Source organism: Burkholderia thailandensis E264 (assembly GCF_000012365.1).
In the GTDB taxonomy this organism is placed as follows: Bacteria; Pseudomonadota; Gammaproteobacteria; order Burkholderiales; family Burkholderiaceae; genus Burkholderia; species Burkholderia thailandensis.
Window position 1 is genome coordinate 205,615 of the sequence record NC_007650.1, and the last position, 25,088, is coordinate 230,702.

The 25,088-nt window shown below is 66.6% G+C and carries 30 protein-coding genes; 28 read left to right on the forward strand and 2 right to left on the reverse strand.

What is annotated here, in order from left to right; all coding sequences use genetic code 11:
• Positions 1–43 precede the first annotated feature (43 nt).
• From fliF to BTH_RS00940, 14 genes are all read left to right on the forward strand, one after another.
• On the forward strand, positions 44–1,639 hold the full coding sequence (gene fliF / locus BTH_RS00875) for a flagellar basal-body MS-ring/collar protein FliF (RefSeq protein ID WP_009894829.1): 1,596 nt from the start codon (positions 44–46) through the stop codon (positions 1,637–1,639).
• Positions 1,620–2,633: a flagellar motor switch protein FliG gene (locus tag BTH_RS00880; protein ID WP_009894830.1), complete on the forward strand. Its 1,014-nt coding sequence runs from the start codon at positions 1,620–1,622 to the stop codon at positions 2,631–2,633. Before fliF ends, BTH_RS00880 begins: the two co-directional genes overlap by 20 nt.
• Positions 2,630–3,355, forward strand: coding sequence for a flagellar assembly protein FliH (gene fliH, locus BTH_RS00885; RefSeq protein WP_009894831.1), 726 nt, complete (start codon positions 2,630–2,632; stop codon positions 3,353–3,355). The genes BTH_RS00880 and fliH overlap by 4 nt, the downstream gene beginning before the upstream one ends.
• Complete coding sequence (gene fliI / locus BTH_RS00890) at positions 3,352–4,659, forward strand: flagellar protein export ATPase FliI (protein WP_009894832.1); 1,308 nt, start codon at positions 3,352–3,354, stop codon at positions 4,657–4,659. Before fliH ends, fliI begins: the two co-directional genes overlap by 4 nt.
• Positions 4,656–5,093, forward strand: a complete 438-nt coding sequence (locus BTH_RS00895) for a flagellar FliJ family protein (protein WP_009894833.1) — start codon at positions 4,656–4,658, stop codon at positions 5,091–5,093. Before fliI ends, BTH_RS00895 begins: the two co-directional genes overlap by 4 nt.
• Positions 5,094–5,160: 67 nt before the next feature.
• Positions 5,161–6,486 (forward strand): flagellar filament capping protein FliD, encoded by a 1,326-nt coding sequence (gene fliD / locus BTH_RS00900; protein WP_009894834.1) that lies wholly within the window; start codon positions 5,161–5,163, stop codon positions 6,484–6,486.
• Between the two features lie 33 nt (positions 6,487–6,519).
• A complete protein-coding gene (gene fliS, locus BTH_RS00905; RefSeq protein WP_009894835.1) occupies positions 6,520–6,906 on the forward strand; it encodes a flagellar export chaperone FliS in 387 nt (128 codons plus the stop codon).
• A 10-nt stretch (positions 6,907–6,916) separates the two neighbouring features.
• The gene (locus BTH_RS00910; RefSeq protein ID WP_009894837.1) at positions 6,917–7,222 is read left to right on the forward strand and encodes a hypothetical protein; all 306 of its coding nucleotides are present in this window, start codon (positions 6,917–6,919) and stop codon (positions 7,220–7,222) included.
• A gap of 389 nt (positions 7,223–7,611) precedes the next feature.
• The gene (locus tag BTH_RS00915) at positions 7,612–8,364 is read left to right on the forward strand and encodes a flagellar hook-length control protein FliK (protein WP_223297147.1); all 753 of its coding nucleotides are present in this window, start codon (positions 7,612–7,614) and stop codon (positions 8,362–8,364) included.
• A gap of 24 nt (positions 8,365–8,388) precedes the next feature.
• Positions 8,389–8,853 carry a hypothetical protein gene (locus BTH_RS00920; protein ID WP_009894840.1) on the forward strand — a complete coding sequence of 155 codons (465 nt, stop codon included), beginning with the start codon at positions 8,389–8,391 and terminating at the stop codon, positions 8,851–8,853.
• A 5-nt stretch (positions 8,854–8,858) separates the two neighbouring features.
• The gene (locus BTH_RS00925) at positions 8,859–9,569 is read left to right on the forward strand and encodes an RNA polymerase sigma factor FliA (protein WP_009894843.1); all 711 of its coding nucleotides are present in this window, start codon (positions 8,859–8,861) and stop codon (positions 9,567–9,569) included.
• 48 nt (positions 9,570–9,617) lie between these two features.
• Positions 9,618–9,902 (forward strand): flagellar biosynthesis anti-sigma factor FlgM, encoded by a 285-nt coding sequence (gene flgM / locus BTH_RS00930; protein WP_009894845.1) that lies wholly within the window; start codon positions 9,618–9,620, stop codon positions 9,900–9,902.
• A complete protein-coding gene (locus tag BTH_RS00935) occupies positions 9,899–10,324 on the forward strand; it encodes a flagellar protein FlgN (RefSeq protein WP_009894847.1) in 426 nt (141 codons plus the stop codon). The genes flgM and BTH_RS00935 overlap by 4 nt, the downstream gene beginning before the upstream one ends.
• Positions 10,311–11,105 (forward strand): glycoside hydrolase family 73 protein, encoded by a 795-nt coding sequence (locus BTH_RS00940; RefSeq protein WP_009894849.1) that lies wholly within the window; start codon positions 10,311–10,313, stop codon positions 11,103–11,105. Before BTH_RS00935 ends, BTH_RS00940 begins: the two co-directional genes overlap by 14 nt.
• On the opposite strand, the gene flgA is transcribed toward BTH_RS00940, so the two are convergent.
• Entirely contained in the window at positions 11,047–11,793 is a 747-nt protein-coding gene (gene flgA / locus BTH_RS00945; protein ID WP_009894851.1) for a flagellar basal body P-ring formation chaperone FlgA, read from the reverse strand. The two genes, BTH_RS00940 and flgA, sit on opposite strands and share 59 nt — an antisense overlap.
• 145 nt (positions 11,794–11,938) lie before the next feature.
• Between flgA and flgB the strand changes: the two genes are divergently transcribed.
• The 13 genes from flgB (at position 11,939) to BTH_RS34175 (ending at position 22,440) form a co-directional block, all read left to right on the forward strand.
• Positions 11,939–12,313: a flagellar basal body rod protein FlgB gene (flgB, locus tag BTH_RS00950; protein ID WP_009907113.1), complete on the forward strand. Its 375-nt coding sequence runs from the start codon at positions 11,939–11,941 to the stop codon at positions 12,311–12,313.
• Positions 12,314–12,349: 36 nt separating this feature from the next.
• A complete protein-coding gene (gene flgC / locus BTH_RS00955) occupies positions 12,350–12,766 on the forward strand; it encodes a flagellar basal body rod protein FlgC (RefSeq protein ID WP_009894854.1) in 417 nt (138 codons plus the stop codon).
• 26 nt (positions 12,767–12,792) lie between these two features.
• Positions 12,793–13,488: a flagellar hook assembly protein FlgD gene (locus BTH_RS00960; RefSeq protein ID WP_011400827.1), complete on the forward strand. Its 696-nt coding sequence runs from the start codon at positions 12,793–12,795 to the stop codon at positions 13,486–13,488.
• The gene (locus BTH_RS00965) at positions 13,485–14,672 is read left to right on the forward strand and encodes a flagellar hook protein FlgE (RefSeq protein ID WP_009894858.1); all 1,188 of its coding nucleotides are present in this window, start codon (positions 13,485–13,487) and stop codon (positions 14,670–14,672) included. The genes BTH_RS00960 and BTH_RS00965 overlap by 4 nt, the downstream gene beginning before the upstream one ends.
• A 3-nt stretch (positions 14,673–14,675) precedes the next feature.
• Positions 14,676–15,401, forward strand: coding sequence for a flagellar basal body rod protein FlgF (locus BTH_RS00970; RefSeq protein ID WP_009894859.1), 726 nt, complete (start codon positions 14,676–14,678; stop codon positions 15,399–15,401).
• 31 nt (positions 15,402–15,432) lie between these two features.
• Positions 15,433–16,221: a flagellar basal-body rod protein FlgG gene (gene flgG / locus BTH_RS00975; protein ID WP_009894860.1), complete on the forward strand. Its 789-nt coding sequence runs from the start codon at positions 15,433–15,435 to the stop codon at positions 16,219–16,221.
• Positions 16,218–16,874, forward strand: a complete 657-nt coding sequence (gene flgH / locus BTH_RS00980; protein WP_009894861.1) for a flagellar basal body L-ring protein FlgH — start codon at positions 16,218–16,220, stop codon at positions 16,872–16,874. Before flgG ends, flgH begins: the two co-directional genes overlap by 4 nt.
• Positions 16,874–18,037: a flagellar basal body P-ring protein FlgI gene (locus BTH_RS00985; RefSeq protein ID WP_009894862.1), complete on the forward strand. Its 1,164-nt coding sequence runs from the start codon at positions 16,874–16,876 to the stop codon at positions 18,035–18,037. The genes flgH and BTH_RS00985 overlap by 1 nt, the downstream gene beginning before the upstream one ends.
• Positions 18,038–18,050: 13 nt before the next feature.
• Entirely contained in the window at positions 18,051–18,416 is a 366-nt protein-coding gene (locus BTH_RS00990; protein WP_009894863.1) for a rod-binding protein, read from the forward strand.
• A 26-nt stretch (positions 18,417–18,442) separates the two neighbouring features.
• A complete protein-coding gene (gene flgK, locus BTH_RS00995) occupies positions 18,443–19,909 on the forward strand; it encodes a flagellar hook-associated protein FlgK (RefSeq protein WP_223297085.1) in 1,467 nt (488 codons plus the stop codon).
• Positions 19,910–19,926: 17 nt separating this feature from the next.
• On the forward strand, positions 19,927–20,841 hold the full coding sequence (locus tag BTH_RS01000; protein WP_009894865.1) for a flagellar hook-associated protein FlgL: 915 nt from the start codon (positions 19,927–19,929) through the stop codon (positions 20,839–20,841).
• Positions 20,842–20,856: 15 nt separating this feature from the next.
• A complete protein-coding gene (locus tag BTH_RS01005) occupies positions 20,857–21,924 on the forward strand; it encodes a hypothetical protein (protein WP_009894866.1) in 1,068 nt (355 codons plus the stop codon).
• Positions 21,925–22,302: 378 nt separating this feature from the next.
• Positions 22,303–22,440: a hypothetical protein gene (locus BTH_RS34175; protein WP_167316227.1), complete on the forward strand. Its 138-nt coding sequence runs from the start codon at positions 22,303–22,305 to the stop codon at positions 22,438–22,440.
• A gap of 39 nt (positions 22,441–22,479) precedes the next feature.
• Here the strand turns inward: BTH_RS34175 and BTH_RS01010 are convergent, their stop codons facing one another.
• Positions 22,480–23,247 (reverse strand): winged helix-turn-helix domain-containing protein, encoded by a 768-nt coding sequence (locus tag BTH_RS01010; RefSeq protein ID WP_009894868.1) that lies wholly within the window; start codon positions 23,245–23,247, stop codon positions 22,480–22,482.
• An 804-nt stretch (positions 23,248–24,051) separates the two neighbouring features.
• Here BTH_RS01010 and BTH_RS34870 point away from each other — a divergent pair.
• Positions 24,052–24,510 (forward strand): hypothetical protein, encoded by a 459-nt coding sequence (locus tag BTH_RS34870; RefSeq protein WP_226813829.1) that lies wholly within the window; start codon positions 24,052–24,054, stop codon positions 24,508–24,510.
• The last annotated feature ends 578 nt before the right edge of the window (positions 24,511–25,088 follow it).

Consider the following 25,088-nt stretch of genomic DNA (forward strand, 5'->3'; position numbering starts at 1 on the left):
AGCTGCCGTCGTCAGTCGGCTTCCATCGAACCTGCCGTCGTTGATGCCGTCGCCGGCCGCGTTGTCGCGGCTGATCCCGCTCGTCGTGCTCGCGGTCGCGTTGACCGCCGCGGCGACGCTCTACATGCGCTACGACCAAGCGAATTACAAGCCGCTGTTCGGCGCGCGCGAGCCGGTGCAACTCGATGACGTCGTGTCGGCGCTCGACGCCCAGCGCATCCCGTACCGCATTCATCCGGATACCGGGCAGGTGCTCGTCGCGCGCTCGGATGTCGCGCGGGCGAGGATGATGCTCGCCGCGCGCGGCGTCACCGCGAAGGCGGCGCCCGGGCTCGAGCAGATCGATCAGGACGACCCGCTCGGCACGAGCCAGTTCGTGCAGGACGTGCGATTCCGCCGGGGCCTCGAGAGCGAGCTGGCGCAGAGCATTGCGACGCTCGACCCGGTCGAGCGCGCCCGCGTGCATTTGTCGATTGCGAAGTCGTCGTCGTTCGTGATGATGGATGGCGACAAGAGCGCCGCGTCCGTCGTGTTGACGCTCAAGCCGGGAGCGCGTCTTGCGAAGGAGCAGATCGCCGCGGTCATCAATCTCGTCGCCGGCAGCGTGCCGAATCTGGCGCCGGGGAAGGTTTCGGTCGTCGATCAGCACGGCGCGTTTTTGTCCGCGCGCGTCGATCTGGACGGTGATCTGACGGGCAACGACGAAATCGCGGCGCGGTTTCGCGACGACGTGACGCGCAATGTCGAGGATTTGCTGGCGCCGTCGCTCGGCCCCGGGAACTTCCGCGTCAGCGTGACGGCGGTCGTCAACAACGACCGTGTCGAGGAAACGCGCGAACAGTTCGGCGAAGCACCGAAGGTGATGAACGAGGCGACCCGCAACGAGCAGAACCGCGATCGCGTCGCGCTTGGCGTGCCGGGCTCGTTGAGCAACCGTCCGGTCGACGTGCCCGCGTCCGGCCCGGACGTCGACGGCGGCTCGCGGCGCAACGCGACGACGCGCCAGTTCGCATACGACCGCAACATCACGCAGATCAAGCGCGGGCGCGGGCAGCTCGAGAAGCTGAGCGTCGCCGTCGTGCTCAACAACGCGGTGTCGCCCACCAAGGGCAAGCCCTGGCAGCCGGATCAATTGCGACGCATCGACGACATTCTGCGCAGCGGCCTTGGCATAGACAAGCAGCGCGGCGACCAGCTGATCGTGTCGTCGCTCGACTTTGCCGCGCCGGCGCCGGCCGAGCCGTGGTGGAAGGAGCGCGACACCCTCGAGCAGGGCGGCTGGTATCTGACCTACGCGCTGGCGGCCCTGTTCGGCTACTTGCTGCTCGCGCGGCCGATGCTGCGCATGCTGCAGCAATGGATGCAACACCGGTATGGCGCGCCGCCCGCCGCCGCGCCGGCGTCCCGGCTGCAGGCCCCTGAGGGCGGCGATGCGCAAGCGGCGCTGCCGGCCCCGGACGACGCGCGGCCGCCCCTCGGCGCAATGTTGCCCCTCCTCGACGACGTGGAGCTGCCGCCTGCCGATTCGGGCGTCGAGGTGCTGATCGGCCACTTGCGTTCGCTCTCCGAGAAGGAGCCCGAGCGCGTCGCTGAAGTCGTCAAACAATGGATACGAAATGATGGAAACGCCAGTAGCTGATAGCAATGCCCAGGGCTCGATCGAGCAGGCGGCGATCATCCTGCTGAGTATCGGCGAGGAGCGCGCGGCCGACGTGCTGCGTTGCCTGTCGCGTCCGGAACTGCTGCGAATCACGCAGACGATGTCGAGCATGGCGGGCGTCAAGGTGGACGTCGTGAAGGACGCGCTGCAGCGCTTCTTCGATCAGTATCGCGAACAAAGCGGCATTCACGGCGCGTCGCGCGTGTACCTGCAGCGCGCGCTGGATCTCGCGCTCGGGCGCGACATCGCGAACACGGTGCTCAACAGCGTGTACGGCGACAGCATCCGCCCGAAGATGGCCCGTCTTCAATGGGTGTCGCCGCGCTGGCTCGCGGACCATATCGTCCACGAGCACGTGCGCATGCAGGCCGTGTTCCTCGCATTCCTGCCGCCTGCCCAGGCGAGTCAGGTCATCGAGATGCTGCCGCCGCAGACGCGCGACACGATCCTCATCAACGTCGCGAAGCTTGACGAAGTGGATCACACGCTGCTCGTGGAACTCGAGGAGCTGATCGAGCTGTGCCTGAAGGACCTGGACCTGCAGGGCACGACCGTGGAGGGCGTGCGACAGGCCGCCGAGATCATCAACCGCTTGCCGGGCGACCGCATGCAGATGATCGAGTTGCTGCGCGCGCACGATCCCGGCGTCGTCACCGAGATCGAGACGAGCATGTATCACTTCGACATGCTGGCGCGACAGAGCGACAACGCGATCGGCCGGATCGTCGAGGTCGCGCCGGTCGAACAGTGGGCGATCGCGCTGAAGGGCGCCGATCCGGCGGTGCTCGCGGCGCTGCAACGGGTGATGCCGCGCCGCCAGGTGCAGGCGTTCGACGACACGATTCGCCGCACGGGGCCGCTTCCGTCCACGCGAATCGAGCAGGTGCGGCGCGACATCATGGCGCGCGTCAAGGCGCTGGCCGATGAGGGCGAGATCGAACTGCGCCTCGTCGAGGAGGACGTCGTCTCGTGAAGGCCTATCAGCGCTACCGGTTTCCGTCGCTCAGGTCTGTCGCGCGCGATGCGTCGGCGCGCGATTCGGCAGCGCTCGCCGCCGAGGCGCAGTGCGCAGACATCGATGCGCGCATCGAGGAGGGCTTCCGTCAAGGCAGGGAAGACGGTTATCGCGACGGATTCGAGCACGGCGAGGCCGAGGGGATGAAGCAAGGCCGGGAGGCCGGGTTCGCTGCGGGCGCGCAGCAGGCGCGCGATGCGCTGCGCAGCGAATACGCGGGCATCGCGAAAACGCTCGACGCGATGCGCGACGCGTTCGTGCGCGTTCAGGCCGAGTACCTGGCCGCTCGCCGCACCGAACTGGTCGACGTGGTCGCGAAGGTGGCCAAGCAGGTGATCCGCTGCGAGCTGACGTTGCAGCCGAGTCAGATGGCGGCGCTGATCGAGGAAACGCTGGGAACGATGCCGGCGTCGAGCGATGCGCCCGAGGTTCACCTGAGCCCCGACGATCATGAGCGTCTTGCCGGCCTGTTGCCGGAACGCGCGCGGCATTGGCGGCTCGTTCCCGACGCCCGTCTCGAAGCGGGCGAATGCCGCGTGCTGCTGGGCGGCAACGAAGCCGACGCCGGTTGCCAGCATCGTCTCGACGCTTGCGTCGAGCGGATCGGCGAGCAACTGCCGGGCGCCCCTGACGTCGAGGCAGCCGCGACGCCCGCCGACGAGCAGGAGGATGCATCGTGATTTTGTCCGCGCTGCGCAATCTCGAACTGGACTCGGTGCCCGTCGCCCGCATGACGGGCCGCCTGACCGGCGTGACGGGGCTGCTGCTCAAAGCGTCCGGCTGCCGGCTCGAAACGGGCGAGCGTTGCGTGATCGAGTCGGCGGATGGAGACAGGATCGACGCGCAGGTGGTCGGCTTCAATCGTGAGGAAACCTTCCTGATGCCGTTCAAGAAGCCGGTTGGCCTTGTCGCGGGCGCGCAGGTGCTGTCGTGCGACAGGCAGGGCTCGCTGCGGATCGGCCGCTCGTGGCTGGGACGGATCGTCAACGGCCTGGGCGAAGCCATCGACGGCCGCGGCCCGCTCGGCGGCGACGTGGCGCTCCGGGCGCATCCCGCGCCGGTGAATCCGCTGCGCAAGCGCCCGGTGCGCGACACGCTGGACGTCGGCGTGCGGGCGATCGATGGCCTGCTGACGCTCGGCCGAGGGCAACGAGTCGGCCTGATGGCGGGCAGCGGCGTCGGCAAGAGCATGTTGCTCGGGATGATCACGCGCGCGACGCAGGCCGATGTCGTCGTCGTGGGGCTGATCGGCGAGCGCGGGCGCGAAGTGCGCGAATTCGTCGACCACGCGCTCGGCGAAGCGGGCCTCGCGAAATCGGTGCTGGTGGCCGCGCCGGCCGACGAGTCGCCGCTGATGCGGCTCAAGGCGGCGGAGCTTTGCCATGCGATCGCCGCTCATTTTCGCGATACGGGCGCGAATGTCCTGCTGCTCGTGGATTCGCTCACGCGCTATGCGATGGCGCAGCGCGAGATCGCGCTGTCGGTCGGCGAGCCGCCCGCCACGCGCGGCTATCCGCCGTCGGTGTTCGGCATGCTGCCGCAGCTCGTCGAGACGGCGGGCAATGGCGAGGGGGCGGGCAGCATGAGCGCGATCTACACGGTTCTCGCCGAAGGCGACGACCAGAACGATCCGGTCGTCGATACCGCGCGCGCGATTCTCGACGGGCACATCGTGCTGACGCGCGAGCTGGCCGAGCGCGGGCACTACCCGGCGATCGACGTGCCGCGTTCGGTCAGCCGGTGCATGAGCCAGGTCGCCGGCGCCGAGCACGAAGCGCTTGCGCGCAAGGTCAAGGAAATGATCGGCCGTCACGAGCAAGTTCGCGACCTGATTCCGCTGGGCGGATACGTGCAGGGCGCTGATCCGGCGACGGACGAGGCGGTGGCGAAGGCGGCGCGCATCGACGCGTTCCTGCGGCAGGACATGCGCGACGTCGCGCGTCGCGACGCGACGCTGGCGGCGTTGCGGGAGCTGATCGCATGAACGAGCAACGCAAGGTCACGCGCATCGCGGGCTGGATCGCCGCGCGCGAAGCCGAGATCGACCGGCTCGCCGCGGACATGGCGCGCCAGGAGGCCGTGCGCCAGCGCTATCGGCACAACCTCGGCGCGATGCAGCGGCTGTACGACGATTGCGCCGCGGCGACGGGCGCGGCCCTGCCGATGCTCGCGCAGAACCAAGCCGGCTATCGCCAGACGCTGCTCGACGCCGTGACGCAACTGCGGGCCGCGTTGAAGGTGCAGGAGGACAACCTGGAGGTCGGCCGCGCGCTGCTGGCCGCGAAGACGCTGCGGTGCGAAGTGTGGCGGCGCGAGCTCGATCGCAGGCGGCGCGCGCTCGACCTCGCGCGGCGGCGCAGCGAGCAGCGCGCGCAGGACGAACTGGCGGCGCAGGCGTGGCGGCGGACGTCGGCATGACGGCATTGATGGGCGTTGGCGGCGATCGCCGCCAACACGGTGTATTTCGAGAAATGGAGAAAAGCGCATGTTGAAGGTGACGGATCCGCAGGCGACGGCGAGGGCTTTCGCCGAGAGCTACATGGCAAGTGCGCGGCGGCAGCTCGACCGGCAAGCGAACGACGTGAAGAACAACAAGGAGGCGCTGTCGAATCTCGGCAACTTGTTGACCACGTTCCGGGACAAGCAGCGCGAGCTCGTCGCGGGCGGAAGCATGATCCAGCACACGGTGACGCAGTCGAACGATGCGTTCGCATCGGTGACGACGGCGTCCGGTGCGAAGCCGGGCAGCTATCAGTTCCATGTCGAACAGCTCGCGACCGCGCATCAATTGACGATCGACGTGCCGCCCGGCGTTCGCGCCGAGGAAGCCGGCTCGGTGAAGATCAAGCTGGCCGACGGATCGGAATTCACCGTCGACCTCACGGCGGCCAAGGACAAGGATGGCAATGTGTCCGCCGAGGAGCTGGCTCGCGTAATCAACTCGAGTTCGGGGGCGAGCGGCGCCGTTCATGCGGCGGTGATCGGCGGCCAGCTCATGCTGACGTCGGCCAACACGGGAGCCGACAGCAGGATTTCCTTCGAGATCGATCCCGCGTCGCCGCTTGCCGACGCGTTTGGCGGGGCCTCGACGATCTCCGAGGCGCAGAACGCGAAGGTCAAGATCGGCGACCCGACGAACGGCAAGACGATCGAGCTGCAGGGCAACACGCTCGATTCGATCGAAGGCCTGAGCATCACGTTCAAGCAGGTCGGGTCCGGAACGATTACGGTCGCCTCCGACAAGGAAAAGACAACCGAAAGCGTCAAGGCGTTTATCGATGCGTACAACGAACTGATCGACAAGCTTGCCGAGCTGACGAAAGTCGGCGATGCGGCGAACGGCGATCCGGGCGGGCCGTTCTCGTCCGACGCGGGTGTGCGCGCGCTCGTCAGCCAGCTCAGATCGGAGCTGAACAAGAGCGTGGATGGCGTGAAGCTGTACGAACTCGGTATCGATACGGACAAGAAGGGCAAGCTGGTCCTGGATGTGAACCGTTTCGAAGAGGCGTTCAAGGCGTCCCCGGATCGCTTCGACAAGCTGTTCGGCGACGCGGAAAACGGGCTCGTCGGCAATCTCGGCAAGGCGCTCGACGGATGGCTGGACGAAAAGAACGGCCAACTGAAGACCCGCAACGAATCGGTCGCGCAGACGGAAAAGCAGCTTCTCGCCAAGCAGGAAGAGTACAACCGCCGCTACCAGGACGTGTTCGAACGCTACACGCAGGAATTCACGCGGCTTCAGGTGCTCCAGCTGCAAATGGACAACACGCTCGACCAGATCAAGAACCTGTTCGCGACGAGCAAGGATTGACGTCGCGATCGCAGCTTCGAGGAATGAACAAACGTGGAAAACATCGGGTACCGCAGCTATCACGCTGCCAATCTTGAATCGCAGATCGCGAACGCATCGCCGATTCAGCTCGTGCTGGTGCTGACCGACGGTCTGCTGGACGAAATCGCGCGCGCCCGCGCGCACATCGTCGCACGGCGCATCGAGGCGAAAGGCGCGAGCATCGGCCGATGCATCGAGCTGCTCAACGGATTGGCCAGTTCGCTCGACATGACGGCGGGCAGCGAGGTGGTGACGAACCTGGCGGCGCTTTACGACTACTGCGTGCGCCGCCTGAACGTTGCCGGCATCGAGCTGAACGTCGAGCCGCTCGACGAAGCGGCGCATCTGATCGGGGTGCTTCGCGAGGGGTGGCAGGGTGCGCAAAATGGCGGACTTTGATGTTGCTCGGGTGGGCGACCTGTCCGCCGCGCTGACGACGCGCGCGAGCCGGCTCGCCGACGCCGCGGCGCAACGCGATTGGGCGTCGGTGACGGCGCTGGATGCGGAGCTGAACGCGATTGTGCGCCGCTGCGCCGCGGACGGCGAGCCGACGCGGGACGTCCATGCTGCGTTGCAGGCCGTCGCGCGCGTGTACGAGCGGGCCGCCGCAACGATCGGCGACGCGCACGGCGAGCTGGCGACCTGGCTTGTCGGGCTGGCGGAGAACCGGCGTGCATGGATTGCCTACGCGACGATCGCCGAGGTGGGGCAATGAACGCGCTCCTAGTGATGACGGGACTGGCGGCGGCCGCGTCCGGGCGTATCGGTGCGGCTTGCTCCGCCCTGCTCGGCGGCGGCGCGGTGCGCGGGCGATCGGCCGGCGCATCGGGCGACGAAGCGCAGGCGCAGGACGCCGATTCGTCCCCGGAGGCGGATCGTTTGGAAGACGTTTCGCCGTCCGGCGCATTCGCCGGCGTGATCGCGGCGCTCGAGGTTCAAGCGCCCGTTCGGGATGTGCCGCCGCCTACGGACGATTTGGCGAACGAAGGCGAGGATATCGCTCGCTCGCGCGTTGCCGCGACGGCCGCGGACGCGGTGACGTCAGGCGGGGCGGCCCGCTCGCCGCGAGATGCGCTCGGCGGACTCGCGTTTGGACAGAGCCCGATGATCGAAGCGGGTAAGGCGCTGTACGTGTCGCCGGTACGCGACGACGAACGGCTGCGCAACGGCGAACGATTCCGCGACGGCGAACGGCTGCGCGATGGAGCCGACGGCGCGCGCGCCGGCATGCGGGACGCCGCGTCCGCCGCCGGCGCGGCGTCGACTTCCCGCGTCGGGCAGCCGGGCGCGGGCGCGCCGCGCGATCAACAAGCACTGTCGCAGTCGCCCGGGCAACAGGCCGCCGACAAGCCGCCGGCCGGCGCGCCGGGGCCGCAGGAGGGCACGATCGGCGCGCCCGTCGACATGCCGCGCGCGGCGGCTCGCGCGCATTCGCCGCAGTCCGCGCCCGTGCGCCTGGGGGCCGAGCTGATGAGCGTGTTGGGCGAGCGCATCGACGTGCAGCTTCAACGCGGGGTCGAGCGTGCGGTGATCCGGCTGGACCCTCAATCGATGGGCACGCTTCATATCGCGATCCGTCATGAAGGGGGAAGCGTCCAGATCCAGATGATCGCTTCGCACGAAGAGGTCGCGCGCCAATTGCAGACGATGAGCGAGGCGCTTCGCCAGGATCTGTCGTCCCGGCATCACGGCGACGTCACCGTGGTCGTGAGGCACGGTCAGGGCATGGAGCAAGGCGCGGGCCACGGCGAAGGCGGCGCGCACCGCGAGGAGAAGCGGCCGGGTGCGGCGCTCGCCGAGGCCGATGTGCCGGACGGCGACGACGGGTTTCGCCTCGACGGCCGCGACGTGATTTAACGATCGAGTAGGAAAGAGATTGCGATGAAAAAGAAGACCGTTGTGTCGATGATCGTCGGCGCGACGTTACTGGTTGGCGGCGCGGCCGGTGGTACGTGGGCGTTGCTGAGCCGCAAGGCAAGCCATCCGCCCGCGCCGGTTGCGGCGCAGGACAAGTACAAGTACGTCGGGGAAAGCCAGATTGTCGTGATGTTGCGGCAGCCGGACGCGCAGAACCCCATGCCGAGCTATTCGGAGGCGCACTACGCGATGCTCGATCTCGTGCTGAAAACCACGCCCGAAAAAGAAGCCATCGTCCACGATCACATGTTGCTGCTGCGCAGTCTGACGGTCGACGCGGTGTCGCAGTACACGCTCGACCAGATCCGGCGGATGAACGTGACGGAATTGGCGAACGTGCTCGACCGCGCGTTCCGGCAGTCGTACAAGACGCGGGCCGTCGCGATGCCGTTCGAGAGCGTGATGATCGGCAAGCTTCTCGCCGAATGACTGCAATGACGACACTGGACGAATGCGCTGCCGCGCGCACGGCTTACGCGCGCGCCGGAGCGGGCGCGGAGCAGAGATGGCTGGTCGAGTACGCGCCGATCGTCAAGCGCGCCGCCCGCCAGTTGAAGTCGCAGGCAGTCGGCATGCTGACGCTCGATGACATCGAGCAGATCGGCTTGATGGGGCTGCTCGAGGCGCTGCGCCGCTATGGCATGCCCGATGCGGCTTTCCCATGCTACGCGGCGACGCGCGTGCGCGGCGCGATTCTCGACGAGTTGCGCCGTCACGACTGGCGGCCGCGCTCGGTGCGCCTGGAAGCGCATCGCACGCGCGACTGCGAACGCGAGCTGTGCCGCTCGCTTGGACGCGAGCCGACGGAAGCCGAGGTCAGCAGTGCGCTCGGCATCAGCACGGCGGAGTACCGCGAACGCGTGATGGCGAACAATGCGGAGGCAATGGCGAGCTTCGACAGCGTGCTCGACGACGACGCGTTGACCCATGAAGAAAGCCCCGAAAGGCAGATCGTGCGGCGTCGCTGTCTCGAGCAGGCCCTGGCTCGCCTCAACGAGCGCGAGCAGCGTGTGATTCAGCTGTACTACGAGTTCGATTTGAGCCTGCGCGAAATCGCGTCGGTTCTCGAGTTGACCGAGGCGCGGGTTTGCCAGATCAACAAGGCGGCCCTCAAGAAGATGCGCGAGGTGTTGAGCGATGCATGAGCGTGCCGACGCGTCAGATGCGGGATGTCTTCTTTTCGGAGAGCGAACATGAAACTGTCCAGTACGAAATATGGCGTGCCCGCGCAACGAAGCAACGGCGCGAGCCGTGCGTCGACGACAGCGCAGGAAGGCGGCGCGCGCGGCGCGGCAGCGGGCGATGCGTGTTTGGAGGTCGAACTGTTGCGACCTGCGCAGGACGTGCTGCGCGAGCTGCCGGATTTCGACGCGGCGCGCGTGGCGGCGTTGCGCGCGGCGCTGCAGGAGGGGCGGCTGCCGTTCGATGCGGGCAAGCTGGCCGGACTGATCCAGCGTTTTCACGGAGCGAAGGAATGACGCGCAAGGAAGCATTCTCGCGGATGCTCGCCGGGCTCGGGGCGGACCGGAGCCGATGCGAGGAGCTGAGGGGCCTGCTCGAACAGCAGTTCGATGCGGCGCTGCGCCGCGACGGTTCGTCGCTGATGGCCGTCGGCAGTGCCATTCGGGTGCTGGTGGACGCGCTGGGCTCGAGCCACGAGGCGCGCCGGCAATGCGCGCGCGTGCTCGCCGATCCGAAGCGGCCCGCATCGATGAGCGAGCTGTGCGCGTTGCTGCGGGGCGCGGCGCGCGATGCGCTGACGCTCGAATGGCAGTCTTTCGATGCGCTGATGCGCGAGTGTCGGCAACTGAATCAACGCAACGCCACGGTGCTCATGTCTCAATTCGAGATCGTGCAGCGTGTGCTTCACGGCGAGAGCGATACCTATGTTCATCCCTGACTTCGATAGCCGTCCGTCCGATTGGGCGCGCGCGGCGTCCGCCCGCCCGGGCGTCTCCTCGCGGGGCGCCGCGCGAGGCGAGTTCCATGCGGAATTCTCGCGGCTTCAGCGGGATATCGCCGCGACGATCGCGCAAGGTTTCGACGCATCCGGCGACGGCGGCCGCGTTCGCATTCAGGGCCCCGCGCCGTTTGCCGGAGCGGACGCGCTCGTGCGCTTGCTGGATGGGGACTCGGCGCACGCGGCGCCGGACAAGGCGGCGTTCCTCGAGCGCATCCTGCCGTACGCGCGCGAGGCCGGAAAGGCCTTGTCCGTATCCGGCGATCTGGTGGCGGCGCACGCGGCGCTCGAGTCGGGGTGGGGGCGACGTCCGTTGACGACGGGCGACGGCGCGAATACCCACAACCTGTTCGGCATCAAGGCCGGCGCGAATTGGGCGGGCCGCGTCGCGGACGTGCTGACCACCGAGTACGTCGGCGGCGAGCCCGTCAAGACGGTGGAGCGGTTTCGCGCGTACCCGGATTACCGGTCGGCGTTCGCTGATTACGCCGCGCTGCTGCGCGGCAGTTCGCGTTTTCGCGAGGTCGTCGGCACGGGCGACGATGCGGCCGCATTCGCCGCGGCGCTTGCTCGCGGCGGCTACGCGACCGATCCGGCTTATTCGTCGAAGCTGCAACGGATCGCGGCCGACGTGGCGGCGTCGCGCGCCGCCGCCGGCGGCGTCAGCGGGACGCGTCCGGCGCTGGCTGAGCAATCGGCTCGGCAGTCCCCGGACCGGTGACGCGGACCGTCACGACTTTCGCGTCCTTGCGCGTGCCCACGCGAAGGCGGATGACGTCGTCCTGCGCGCCGTTTTGCATCGCGATGCCGGTGTTGACGATCTCAGCCTGACCGACGCGAGCGACGATCCGCACGGTTTGGCCGCGACGGATCAGCTCGGGCGCCTGAAGGATGCGGCGCGACAGCACTTGCCCCGCATGCAGCGAGCGGCGGCTCGTCCGGCCGATCGCCTCGTCCGCGCGGGTCACGGTGTCGGTCAGCGAGGTCAGCGTGCGGCGGGCCGTGCCGAGATCGTCGGCCGCGATCGTCTCGCGCGCATCGAGGTCGCGCGCGGCGACGGGAATCGTCGCCGTGACCTGGGCACGGGCCGTGAGCTTCGTCACGCGGCCGGATGCGGGGCAGCGCGCCGATAGGGTGAGTCTGCCGAGCTGACGCGGTTCGCCGACACTGACTTCGAACGGCGTATCGCAGACGGGCATGGGCGGCTTGAGCGGCGAAACCACGACCGCGATGTCGGCGTCGCGCAGTCCGGCGCGCTTCGCGAGTTCCGTGAGGCGGGTCAGCGCGGTTTGCCGGACCTGCTCCCGAAGCTCGGGGCGCGGCGCGGCGGCCGATGTCGATGCGGCGGACGCGGATGCGGCCGACGTGGATGCGGCCGACGCAGACACGGCGGACAGAGAAAGCAGCAACAGAGACGAGAGAGAGAAAACGCGCATAGCGGACCAGTGGAGAAGAAACGGGCCGGCCGGTGGCGCAAGCGCCGCATCGTGATGCGCGGCGGGTGGTCACGGCCGGCGGTCGAAATTGAGCGAAGTGTATAGCAAGGAACACGATATGGCATTTGATCTGGCAAGCGGACTGGACCTTCATCCCACCGCGTTGAAGCTGCGGGCGGAACGCACGAAGATCATCGCGTCGAATCTGGCGAATCTCGATACGCCCGGCTACCAGGCGCAGGATCTGGATTTCAAGCGCAGCCTGGCCGAAGCCGCCGGCGGCGGTGCGGGCGCACGTCTGGGCGATGCGCCGGCGGGCGGCGTCACGCTCGGCTATCGCGTGCCGTATCAGGCGGCGCAAGACGGCAATACGGTCGAACTGGGCATCGAGCAGGCGGCGTTCGCGCAGAACGCGATCGACTTTCAGATGAGCCTCACGTTCCTGAACGCGAAGATCAAGGGCCTGCAAACCGCGATTACGGGCAATGCGTAAGCGCGTCTTCTTTTCAAACCTGTTTATCGGATCACCATGAGCTTCAAGGACATCGCACAGATAGCCGGTTCCGCCATGTCGGCGCAGACGGTACGGCTCAACACGATCGCCAGCAATCTGGCCAATGCGGACGCGGCGTCCGGCGCCGAGGACTCGACCTACCGCGCGCGCAAGCCGGTCTTCGCGTCGATCTTCCAGCTCGATGCGCAGGGCGAGCCGCGTGGCGCCGCCGTGCAGGTGCTCGACGTCGTGAAGAGCACCGAGCCGCTGCGCAAGGTTCATCAACCGGGGCATCCGCTTGCCGACGCCGAAGGCAACGTGCTGTACCCGAACGTGAATCCGGTCGAGGAAATGACGGACATGCTGTCGGCGTCGCGCGCGTATTCGACGAACGTCGAAGTGCTCGGACGCGTCAACAGCATGCAGCTCGAGCTGCTCAAGCTCGGTCAGTGACCGCGCGCGAACGATACGAGGACAACATGTCGAATACGATCCAGCCCCGCGCGGGCGATATGCAGCAACCCGGCGCCGGACAGCGCATGCCGTCGCCATACTCCAACGGCGCGAATTCGCCGACCGATCTGTTCGCGAAGCTGCTCGCCGCGCAAATCCAGAACCAGAATCCGCTCGAACCGATGGATGCGTCGCAGTTCGTCACGCAAATCATGATGGGGCAGCAGACCGAGGCGCTCGGCGTCGTCGCGAACCTCACGCAGAACAGCGCGGCGCTGATGGAAAGCATGCTCGTCGTTTCGCTCGGATCGCAGGTGGGCACGCAGGTGATGGTGCGAACCGATTCGCTCGACCTGAAGGACGACACGCGCAACGCGCGCATCGTGCTCGATAACGCGGAATCGGACGTGACCGTCGTGCTGACCGATTCGGCCGGCAATTCGCATCGGATCGCGCTCGGCGCGCAGGCCAAGGGCGACGTGAATTTCACGATCGATCCGGAAGGACTCGGTCTGCCCGCCGGCCAGTACAAGATTCGCGTCGAGACCGCCAGCGGCGCGAAAGCGGGCGTCGAAGTGGAAGGGACGCTCGAGAACGTCCGCCTCGCGGCGGACGGCAAGGTGATTCTCCACGTCGCCGGTGTCGGCGATGTGGAGACTTCGTCAATCAGCAGCTTTTTGGGTCGCCGACCCGCCAACGAGACGCGCAAGGAAACCGTATGAGCTTCAATATCGCCCTGTCGGGCATCAACGCCATCAACAGCCAGCTGAACACGATCAGCCACAACATCGCGAATGCCAACACGTACGGCTTCAAGGCCGGACGCGCGAACTTCGCGACAATGGTCGCGGGCACGCAGGCCAACGGCACGTACATCGGCTCGATCACGCAGAGCGTCGGCACGCGCGGCGGCTTTCTCCCGACCGGCCGCGCCCTCGACGGCGCGATCGACGGCAACGGCTTCTTCGTGACGAAGGATAGCGACGGCTCGATGCTCTTCACGCGCTTCGGCTACTTTCAGCGCGACGCCGACGGCTATATCGTCGACGGTTTCGGCCGGCGCGCGCAGGGCTACGGCACGGGCGGCGCCTATGGCGACATTCGCGTGCCGACCGACACGGAGCCGGCGAAGGCGAGCGACAGCCTCGAATATGTCGGCAACCTGTCCGCCGACTGGGACGCGCCGAAGAACCCGACGTTCGACAAGGACGACGACACCTCCTTCAATCATTCGGTCGCGTCGACCGTCTACGACTCGCTCGGCCGTCAGCACATCGTGACGCAGTACTTCGTGAAGGGGCAGCCGCCGTCGACCGACGTCACCACCTATTACGCGATGGACGGCGAGATCGTCGGCGGAAGCACGCCGGTCCAGACGGTGCTGCAGTTCGACACGAACGGCCAGCTGACGGCGCCGAACTCGCCGGTGGATCTCGATCTCGGTACGCCCGCCGGCGCGTCCGCGCTTGCGATCAAGGTCAACTACGCCGGTACGACGCAAGTCGCCGGCGAGACGACGACGACGGTCAATCGCGACAACGGCTACGCGGCCGGCGTGCCGGGCGAGGTGACGCTCGACGAGGACGGCGGCGTCGTCGTGCAGTACAGCAACGGCAAGCAACGCAAGGTCGGCTCGCTCGCGCTCGCGACGTTCGCGAACCAGGACGGCCTGACCGCCGTGGGCGACACCGCCTGGCGCGCGTCGGCGGCATCCGGCAATCCGCTGATCGGCTCGGCCGGCTCCGGCGCGCTCGGCAAGGTGGTGGCCGGTTCGCTCGAGCTGTCGAATGCGGACGTCACGAAGGAACTCGTCGACATGATGAGTGCGCAGCGCAACTATCAGGCCAACTCGAAGGTGCTGTCGACCGAGAACCAGATGATGCAAGCGTTGATGCAGGCGCTGTAACCGATGGACGCACTGATCTATACCGTGATGAGCGGCGCGGACCGGACCCTGCATGGGATCGCGGTGCACGCGAACAACATGGCGAACGCGCAGACCGACGGCTTTCGGGCCGAACTCGAAATGGCCGAATCGCAAGCGGTGCGCGGCTACGGCTACGACAGCCGTCACCTGCTGAGCCCCCGGGCGAACGCGCTGAACGGCGAGGCGGGCGTGGTCGCGGATACCGGCCGCGAGCTGGACGCGGCGATCAACGGCAGCGGCTATTTCACGGTCGATACGCAGGGCGGCGAGGCGTACACGCGCGCGGGCAATTTCGAAATCGATGCCGACGGCGCGCTCACCGTCAACGGCCGGCCGGTGATCGGCGAAGGCGGGCCGATCGTGCTGCCGGAATTCACCAGCCTGCGCATCGGCGAGGACGGCACGATTTCCATCACGTCACCCGGCGACACCGAGGTGCAGGCGGTCGAGCGCCTCGCGCTCGTCGACGCCCCCGCGTCGGCGCTCGTGAAGAACGAGGCGGGGCTGCTCGTCGCGCGCGACGGCCAGCCGTTGCCGGCGTCGGACGAGGTCAAGGTGCTGGGCGGGCATCTGGAGCGCAGCAACGTGTCGCCCGTCGAGGAAATGATCGCGACGATGTCGCTGAATCGCGCATTCGAGGTGCAGATGCGGATGTTCAACGCGGCGGGCGAGATGGCCGACACGGGCAACCGGTTGATCCGGGGCTGACGGCCGGCGATCGAACGAACAGGAGAATCACATGAATCAAGCAATGTGGATCAGCAAGACGGGTCTTCAGGCTCAGGACGCGAAGCTGCAGGCGATCGCCAACAACCTGGCGAACGTGAACACAATCGGCTTCAAACGCGACCGGGTGGTGTTCGAAGACCTTTTCTATCGCATCGAGCGGCAGCCGGGCGCGCAACTGGATCAGGACAACGCGTCGCCGTCCGGCATTCAGATGGGCAGCGGCACGCGCATCGTCGGCACGCAGAAGATCTTCACGGACGGAAGCGTCCAGACGACCGGGCAATCGCTCGACGTCGCGGTGATGGGTAAGGGTTTCATCCAGGTTCTGATGGCCAACGGCGAGACCGGCTACACGCGCGCGGGCCAATTGAGCATCAATGCGGAAGGGCTGCTGGTGAACGCGCAGGGCCTGCCTCTGCAGCCGGAGATCTCGATTCCGGAAAACGCGACCGATATCGCGATCGGCGAAAACGGCATCGTCGCCGCGACGATGCCCGGCGCGTCGTCGCCGAGCGAGGTCGGTCAGATCCAGCTCGCGAACTTCGTCAATCCGGCCGGCCTGCTGGCGCTCGGCGACAACCTGTACATGGAGACGGTGGCGAGCGGCCCGCCCAACGAAGGCGAGCCGGGCACGGATGTGTTCGGCAAGATCAAGCAGGGCGCGCTCGAAGGGGCGAACGTGCAGGTCGTCGAGGAAATGGTCGACATGATCGCCGCGCAGCGGACCTACGAGATGAACACGAAGGTGCTGAGCGCGGCGGACAATATGCTGCAGCAACTTTCGCAGGCCGCGCGATGATGCGCATCCTCCTCGCGCTGACGTGGCTTGCCTGGCTGGGCGCCTGCACGTCGATCGAGCAGCCGCGTCCGGATTTCGCGGACGACGATCTTCCGCCGATCGCGACCGCGCCCGCCGCCGGACGCTCCGGCGGCGTGTTCAACGCGGTCACCGCCTGGTCGCTGGCATCGGACGGCCGCGCCTATCGGCCGGGCGACACGCTGACGGTGACACTCGAGGAAACCACGCAGGCGAGCAAGCGGGCCGACACCAAGTTCGGCAAGAACGGCGACATGGCCGTCAAGCCGGGCGTGCTGTTCGGCAGCACGGTTCCGTTTGATTCGTCGTTCGGCGCGAAGCGCAATTTCGACGGCGGCGGCAGCTCGTCGCAGCAGAACACGCTGCGCGGCGAAATCACGGTGATCGTCAATCAGGTGCTGGCAGGCGGGCTTCTCCAGGTGAAGGGGGAAAAGGTGCTGTCGCTGAATCAGGGCGAGGAAGTGATGCGCTTGAGCGGCTACGTCCGCCAGGCCGATATCGACACCAATAACCGCGTGTCGTCGCGCCGCATCGCGAATGCGCGCATCAAATACGTCGGCAAGGGCGCGTTGTCCGATTCGAACTCGGCGGGCTGGCTGACGCGCTTCTTCAACAGTCCGTGGATGCCATTCTGATGAAACTGCGATTTCGAGATCATTATTCGAGAAGGCGCACGCGCATCCAGCGCGTGTGTGCGTTCGCGGCGATCCTGTCGCTGCTGTCCGTGCTGCTCATGGCGACGTCGCGCAGCAGCGACGCCGCGCCGCTCGGCACGCTGGTGAGCGTCGAGGGCGTGCGCGACAACCAGCTCGTCGGCTACGGCCTCGTCGTCGGCCTGAACGGCAGCGGCGACGGCCAGCAGATCCGGTACACGGGGCAATCGATCGCGAACGTGCTCAAGCAGTTCGGCGTCACGCTTCCCGAGGGCATCCGGCTGCGCTCGCGCAACGTCGCGGCCGTGATGGTCAGCGCGAATTTCCCGGCGGGCTATGTGCCGGGGCAGAAGATCGACGTGACGGTGTCGTCGATGGGCGACGCGAAGAGCCTGCGCGGCGGCACGCTGCTGCTCACGCCGCTGCGTGCGGCCGACGGCGTGGTCTACGCGCTCGCGCAGGGCAACCTGGTGGTGCCCGGCGTAAGCGCGCAGGGGCGCAGCGGATCGAGCGTCACCATCAACGCGACCGCGGCGGGGCGGATTCCGCAGGGCGCGACGATCGAGCAGGAGATTCCCAGCGACTTGGACGCAAAGCCGTCCGTGCGGCTGAGCCTCAAGCGCCCGAGCTTCCAGACGGCGACCAGCATCGTCGCCGCGATCGACCGAATGGCCGGGCCTGGCGCGGCGACGAGCCGCGACGGCACGAGCGTCGAGGTCAGGGCTCCCGAAGATCCCACCGCGCGGGTCGCGTTCCTCGCGAAGCTGACGGCGATCAACGTAACGCCGCAGAAGGAGCCGCCGCGCGTCGTGTTCAATTCGCGCACGGGCACGGTGGTGATCAGCCAGGGCATGACTGTCTCGCCCGCCGCGGTGTCGCACGGCACGCTGAAGGTGACGATTTCCGAAGGAGCGATCGTCAGTCAGCCGAATCCGCTCGGCGGCGGCAAGACGGCCGTCGTGCCGCTTTCGCAGGTGGACGTCCAGCAGGACGGCAACCGTATGTTCAATTGGCCCGCGGGCGTGAGCCTGCAGAAGATCGTCGACACGATCAATTCGACCGGCGCGAGCCCGGACGACGTGATGGCGATCCTGCAGGCGCTCGACGAAGCCGGTGCGCTGAATGGCGAATTGGTCGTCATCTGATGAGGAGGATGTGATGTCGAATGGATCGATCGGCGCGGGCGCCGGCGCGTGGACGGCGGCGGCCGGGCAGGCGGCGCGGATGCCCGGGATCGCGGCGCGGCCGGCCGCGGACGAGAGCGACGAGCGAAAGGCCACGTATGCGGCCGAACAGTTCGAGGCGCTGTTCGCGTCGCAGATGCTGCGCGAGATGCGCAACGCGATTCGCGAGATCAGCCCCGAGGGCAGCATGTTTCGCGACGCGATCGGCAGCGGCCTGATGGACATGATGGACGGCGCGATCGCACAGGCGCTCGCGACCCAGCGCGCGTTCGGGATCGCGGATTTCGTCCTCGCCCAGATCGCGCCCGCAGGCGCGCAGGCCGGCGCCGCCGCGCGCTGACGCCGCGCGGCGCGCGGCGGATTTAAGTGACGCGCGTTCCGGGTCGCCAATACCGACTGCTACCTTCCCGTCAGCTCCGCGCCCGGCCGCATGTCGCAGCCGGGCGCGCGGGCATAGAAAAGGCTTGTACTGCGATGAACATCATTTATATCGGAATGTCCGGCATTCGCGCCGCGAACCAGTCGCTGCTCGCGGCCAGCCAGAACACGGCGAATATCGCGACCGGCGGCTATTCGCGGCGCGGCGTGCTGCTGTCCACGGGGCTCACGGGCGGCGTCGACGCATCGGGCCTGTTGCGCCTGAACGAAAGCTACAAGACCCAGCAGCTTTGGCAGACGGCCGGCCAGTACGGCCGGTACGACGCCGCGCAGACCTATTTCGATCAGCTCGAGGCGCTGTTCGGCGGCAATCCTGTTGACGGAAAGACCAAGGCAAACGATCTCGGCTTTGGCAAGTTCATCGGCGCGCTGGAGGCGGCGAGCGGCAATCCCGGCGACTCGGTGCTGCGCAACGGCGTGATCGACGCGGCGAATTCGATGACGAAGCAGTTCAACAACATGCGCTCGGTGCTCACCAACCAGCTCCGGTCGATCGAGCAGCAGCGCGTCACGACGGTCGAGCAGGTCAACGGCCTCGCGAAGACGGTCGCCGAGCTGAACGGAAAGATCGCGGCCGGACAGGCGAGCGGCGCGGACGTTTCCGCGTTGATGGATCAGCGCGACGCCGCCGTTGACGACCTGTCGAGGTTCGCGGGCGTACGCGTCGTGCAGCAGGCGAACGGCACGGTCGACGTGTCGATGACGAACGGCCAGCCGCTCGTGGTGGGCGCGCAGGCCGGCCGGATCGAACTGGGCCGCGACGCGGCCGGGCAGCAGACGCTTTCGCTCACGTTCGGCAGTCAGACGATGCCGTTGCGCACGGGAAGCCTCGGCGGCGAACTGCTCGGGCTGGCGGAGTTCGAGGGCGAGGTTCTGCGCCCCCAGATGGAGGCGCTGCGCACGCTGGCCGTTCGCACGGCCGAGCTGATCAACGATCAGCTGACGCAGGGCTTCGATATGAACGGCAACCCCGGCAAGCCGCTGATTACGTACGACGCCGCGACCGGCCTGCTGGGAATCGACCCGGACGTGAAGCCCGAGGAACTGGGCTTTTCCGGCGATCCGGCCAATCCGGGCGATAACTCCAACCTGCTGGCGCTCATCGAGATCGGCTCGACGTCGATCGACTTGCCCGGCATCGGCGACGTGTCGCTCGGAAACGCGTTTGCGACGATGATGGGCAAGGTCGGCGCGGCGAGCCAGCAGAACAAGCAGGCGAAAGGCGCCGCCGAGGCGGTGCGCGGGCAGGCCGAATTGGACTGGTATTCCGTAAGCGGCGTCGACAGGGACGAAGAGGTGATGAACATGCTCCGCTTCAAGGACATGTACAACGCCAACATGAAGGTGATCGCGGTTGCCAGCGAGCTTTTCGAAACCACGCTGAATTCTCTCTGACGCAAGGAGCACGCGACATGCGCATCACGAGCAATCAATATCATTCGATCATGGCGCAGGTGAACCGCCAGGCGACCGCGGGCCTCATGGACACGCAGATCCGCATGGCGACCGAAAAGCGCATTCTGCGGCCGTCGGACGATCCCACCGGCGCAGTGCGTCTCGCGCTGCTGGTGCAGGCCGACGCGACGCTGGACCAGTACCGCGCGACGGGCGCGATGCTGAACAACCGCCTGCAGCACAGCGAGCGTGTGATGTCGGGCATCGTCGATCAGCTTCAGAACGAGGCGGTGAAGCACCTGGGCTTGGCGATGGACGGCAGCCGCTCGCCGGAAGATCTGAGCGCATATGCGCAAGTGCTCGCGTCGGTCCGCGACACGTTGCTGCAATCGGCCAATGCGCGCGACAGTTCGGGCAACTACTTGTTTTCGGGCACGGCGATCACGACCGCGCCGATCCGATTCGATCAGGCGGCGCCGGCGGGCAGCCGCTATACGTTCGAAGGGAATCTGGAGAAGCAGACGGCCGTGGTCGGAGACGGCGTGACGGAGGTCGCGAACGATAACCTCGCCGAAATGGCGGACGCGCTCAATGCGCTCGACGAGGCGATCGCGAAGATGAGCGAGCCGGATGCGAATCCGAACGATCCGGCTTATCGCGACGTGCTCGGACGCGTCACGGATACGATCGAATCCGTCCTCGCGTCCGTCAACGCGAAGATCGGACAGATGGGCAGCGCGCAGGCGAGATTGCAGATGCTCGACGAGCTGCACGAATCGGCCCAGATCGTCGGGAATCAGGCGGCGCTCGATGTCGGGAAGATCAGCCCCGAGGAAGTGTTTACGGATTACCAGAGCTATATGGTCGCGCTGCAGGCGAGTCAGAAGCTCTATGCCGAGGTCACGCAACTGACGCTTTTGAACGTGCTTTGACGGTGGCCTGACGGGATGGAACTGAACACGACGATGCCTGCCGGCGGCGCGCGCGCCGCCTTGCAGGCCGGGCTGCGCGACGGGATCAGGACGCCGGCCGCGATGCAGCCCGAAAACCGGGATGGGCGCGTGCGCAACGCCGCGCGCGGGGCTGCGCAGATGCCGGCGGTCGGACGAGGCGCGGCCGACCGCGGGGACGTGCTCGCGGTGCATCAGCGCGTCAACGAACAGGCATCGGGGATGCAGCTGGTGCTGGATTATCTCGAACAGTTCGGCGATCGCATGAAGGCCCTGAAGCAAGCGCTCAGCGTGCGCTTGGCGGGCGGCGGCAGCGATCTCGACGTGCGCGCGAAGATCGACGGCGCCGCGGCCGCATGGAACCGGCGCGCCGCCGCAACGGGCGGGCGCCTGAGCGACGCGCTCGAACTGGGCGGCGCGAATTCCGCGCGGCGTGCGTTCGTCTTGCGCGGCCTCGATGTGCAGGATGCGCGGCGGGCAGAGGGCGAGGTCATCACGTTCCATCTCGGCGGGACCGGTGCGCGCCCGGCGACGCTGTATCTCGCGCCGGATCTGTCGGCGCGCGAGATGGCGTATCAGCTCAAGGTCGCTCTTGCGCCGCTCGGCATCGATTGCGAGACGCACGCACGGGAGCGCATCACGTTTTCCGTCGAGGAATCGCGCTGGCCTGTCGTCGCGCGCGGGCTGCACGTCAAGGGCGGCGGCGTGCGCTTTCCCGCCGGCGCGCCGCAGCGCGCGGCGATGGCAGACGTTCCGGGCCGCATCGACGCATCGGACTGGGAGGCGGGCGACGTCGGCGCGATGCGGGCCGCGTTGACGCGTGCGGTGCAGACGGTGAAGCGGATAGATCAAGTGTCCGTTCTCGCCGAACACGCGCTGAAGCGGGCGCGGCAGACGCTGGCGTCGATGCCGTCCGAGTTGGGCGCGCAGCGGGCGCAGGACGCGTGCGAGCGCATCGCCGCAGATGCATCCGCGCGCGGCGGCTACGGCCAGGTTGCCGTGCTGAGTGCGGTGACTGCGGGTCTTGACCGCGCGCGCGTGCGCGCGCTCCTGTCGATGCGTTGAGCATCGTGCTGCGCAGCCCGGCTGCGCGCCGATCGCGGTCGCCCGAGCGGCGGCCGTCGAGGTGGCACGCAGCCGGTTCGCCGCGCGCTGAGTGCAGTTGGGTTGGGGAAGGATTTGAAGGGAGAACGAAATGCCGGCGTCTCGTCCGGCGCTGCAACGAACGTTGCGCCGTTGTTTCGCCGCGTCCACCGCACGGTCGCGCTGCCGGCGTGGCGCGCGTATCGTCTGCGCCGCACGGGCCGGAAATCGCCTGCGCTTTCCGCGGCCGAAGCGCAGAGGGAGCGCCAGCACATGCTGGTTTCCCTTCGTCATGTAGTCGATACGTTGAGGCGCTTCGAAGGCGCGCTCGCATGCGTGCGCCGATCGCGCAGATCGAGCGTGCTCGAATCGATCTGGTTGCCGGACACGGCGAGACCGGCCGGCGCGGAAGTGGACGATCCCGTCGCGCTCGCGAACGCCTTGATGGGCATCCGCCGCAGGCGTGTCCGTGAATTGTTGGCGCTGCGCTTGCCGTAAGCGGTTGTCGTCGCCGGGCGCGCGCGCCTTCCGAAAGCGTCAGGATGTCGTCAGATCCCGGGTGGAGTAGGTGGTGCAGCGCTCATCGCTGCTGTGTCTGGCTCCCGCGCATATCGCGAGCCATCTGTCGCCGTTACGGGATATCTCATAGACGCGTTCTCCGGGGCCGGGGCGTACGCCGATCGACGCAAGCAGCTTGAGCCCGGCGGAGCGCGGGGAGACGTGAGCATGGGTATGAATGCCGAAATGCCCTGTCAACCACGGAAAGCGATCGTTGATCGAGATCATCTTCCAGGTGACGAGGCCAACCCAGACTACGAGCCCGGCGAGCAACGCGCGCTCCACGAAACGAAGCGTGCGCCGCCAGTTCCGTGCGCGGCCGGCGGGCGGCGCGGATGGCGGTTCGTGCTGCGCGAGGGGCCCGCGAGAAGCTTCGTCTGCCGCCTCGTCGAGATCGGCGAGACCCCGCTCGGCGGCGGGGACGGGCGCATCGGTCAACGCCTGTGCGGAACCCAGGAACTTCAACCCTTGACGAGGCAGCGTCTTGATGAGCGCGCCGCTGATGCCGTGTTCCTCGAGGCGGCTACGCACCGAGCGCACGAGCTGGTGATAGCTGCTGTCGGTCACGACGAGCCCCTTGCTGCCCCATACCTGCTGAATGACGGCGGCCTTGGTGGCCATCCCGTCGAGCACCATTTGAAGCAATTCCGATTCGTTGGTGGTGAGTTCGGTGGTTTGGTCTAGATGCGTCAGCGTCATCAGATGCGCATCGAACGTGACGAGATCTTCTATCAGGTATTTTTTCATTGTGTTTCAGTACGCATTCGCCGGCGACGTCGATCCTCTGGCGTCGTCAGGAGCGGAAAAGTCTGATTGTCGGAAAATCGCTCGCGCGGATCGAGCGATTCCGGCGAGGAGAGCGCGGCGCGACGCCGCGTGATTGCTGAATGTCGCTGAATGGTCTGCAACAGGATGTGCGGACCCAACGGCACAATTCTGCGATAGATGGGACCGTTCCCAAATCGGACATGTCCTAAAAATCCCATTTTCGGCTCCACGCATGCCGTCGCGATCGCGCTTCGCGCTTCGAATTTCCTCGTACGGCGCCGTTGAGCGAGGGGGGGCGAACTTTTCAGCGCCGATGCGGACCGATTCCGCGGAATTCCGCATTCGTGCGCGTCATTCCGTGCGAATGCAGGTGCGCCGGCAAGGGCCGGTTGTGTGTCGGGCGCGCGCGGCGATGGGCGAATCGATGAGCACGCGCGCGGCGCGCGCCGCCTCTTGTGTCGTGACGGTCGCGCGATTTAAGCCCGGCCGGCCGCATCTGGCGCGAATTCGCGAGGATGCGGGTGCGGAGGCCGCGCGCGCCGGCCGATCGCATCGGGCTTCATGCGAGCGAACTGGGCGCGCTGTCGCGCGTGCCGATCGGCGGCACGGATTGGCGCAGCGCCCTTTCCTCGAACGCGGTTCGGTCCGCGTGTTGCGCAAGCGTGGCATGGCGGCGCGGGCGACAGGAAAACGCATGCCGGGCATCGCGTGCCGCGCCGCCGTGAGATTTCTCGCGCGGGTAGCCCGTTGATTGTCCCGGTCCGGCATTTTGGGACTTGTCTCATGTTTTGGCGCAGGGCGCTTTCTAGAATCAGTGAAGGGTCTCAGCCGAACGGCTCACCGATCATCCGGATCGAGAGGTGCGGAGAACAGGTCGTCGTGGCGCGCGCCGCGCGAGGCTCGCGCGTTCTCGGCGAGAAGCTGCGCGGATCATCGGCGTGGGGGGCGATTCCCGAATCGTTCGGAAACGGATTGGTTGACGACGTTGGATTGATTTCAACGGCGGAGCGTATTTTTGGAACTGCTTGCGGAGGTGCGGTGACTATCTTGAAGGATATGATGAATGACTATTCGAAATTGACCGGCGAAGAGCAAGGTATTTTCATATCCGCTTTGAGCGATTATGTTCGGGCATCGCCCGTGCGGAGAATGGAGATGGTCGACCGATGGCGTCTGGCGACGCAAGATGGCGCTTCATGCCAGGTCCGTGAAAAGACATTTTCCGAGAACCGGTCGGAATGAGCATCGTCGAGGATGTGAATATATCGGGAAAATGAATCCGGATAGTCGGAATGCGAATGGATAATTCTTGTCTATTTATGCCGATAACGGTTGGTGCATTTGATGGCCGCATGAGCGACATCGCACACGGCGTTGTCCTGTTTTGCATGGCGTAGTGACGTCGTCATTCGATCTTCCCCCCGCGCGCGGCTGGGCGCGTCCGCCCGCCATGTCGCATCCTCGTATTGCCACTGCGTCGTCTCAAGAAAAGACAATGCATTTACATCGGGATGACCCCGTGGCATATCGGTTTCGACGCCTATTTTTCGCCTCTTGATCCGGCCTGGTATCGAATCCGGCGGCAGTGCCGTCTCGTTGCGCGCCTTCGACAAAAACTCGAACGCGACGCCTTGCCGAGCTTGATGGTTTGTTAAAGATCGTCAATTTTGCATGCCATCAATTAAGCGGATGCTGATTAATTGCGGCAACATGCCGCAGGAAAGGCGTGCGCCGAACTTGGCATGGCTGCGACTGAATGGCGGCGTATTCCTTTTCCTGCCATGTGTTTCCGATCAATTCCCCACATTTCTGATTGTGCA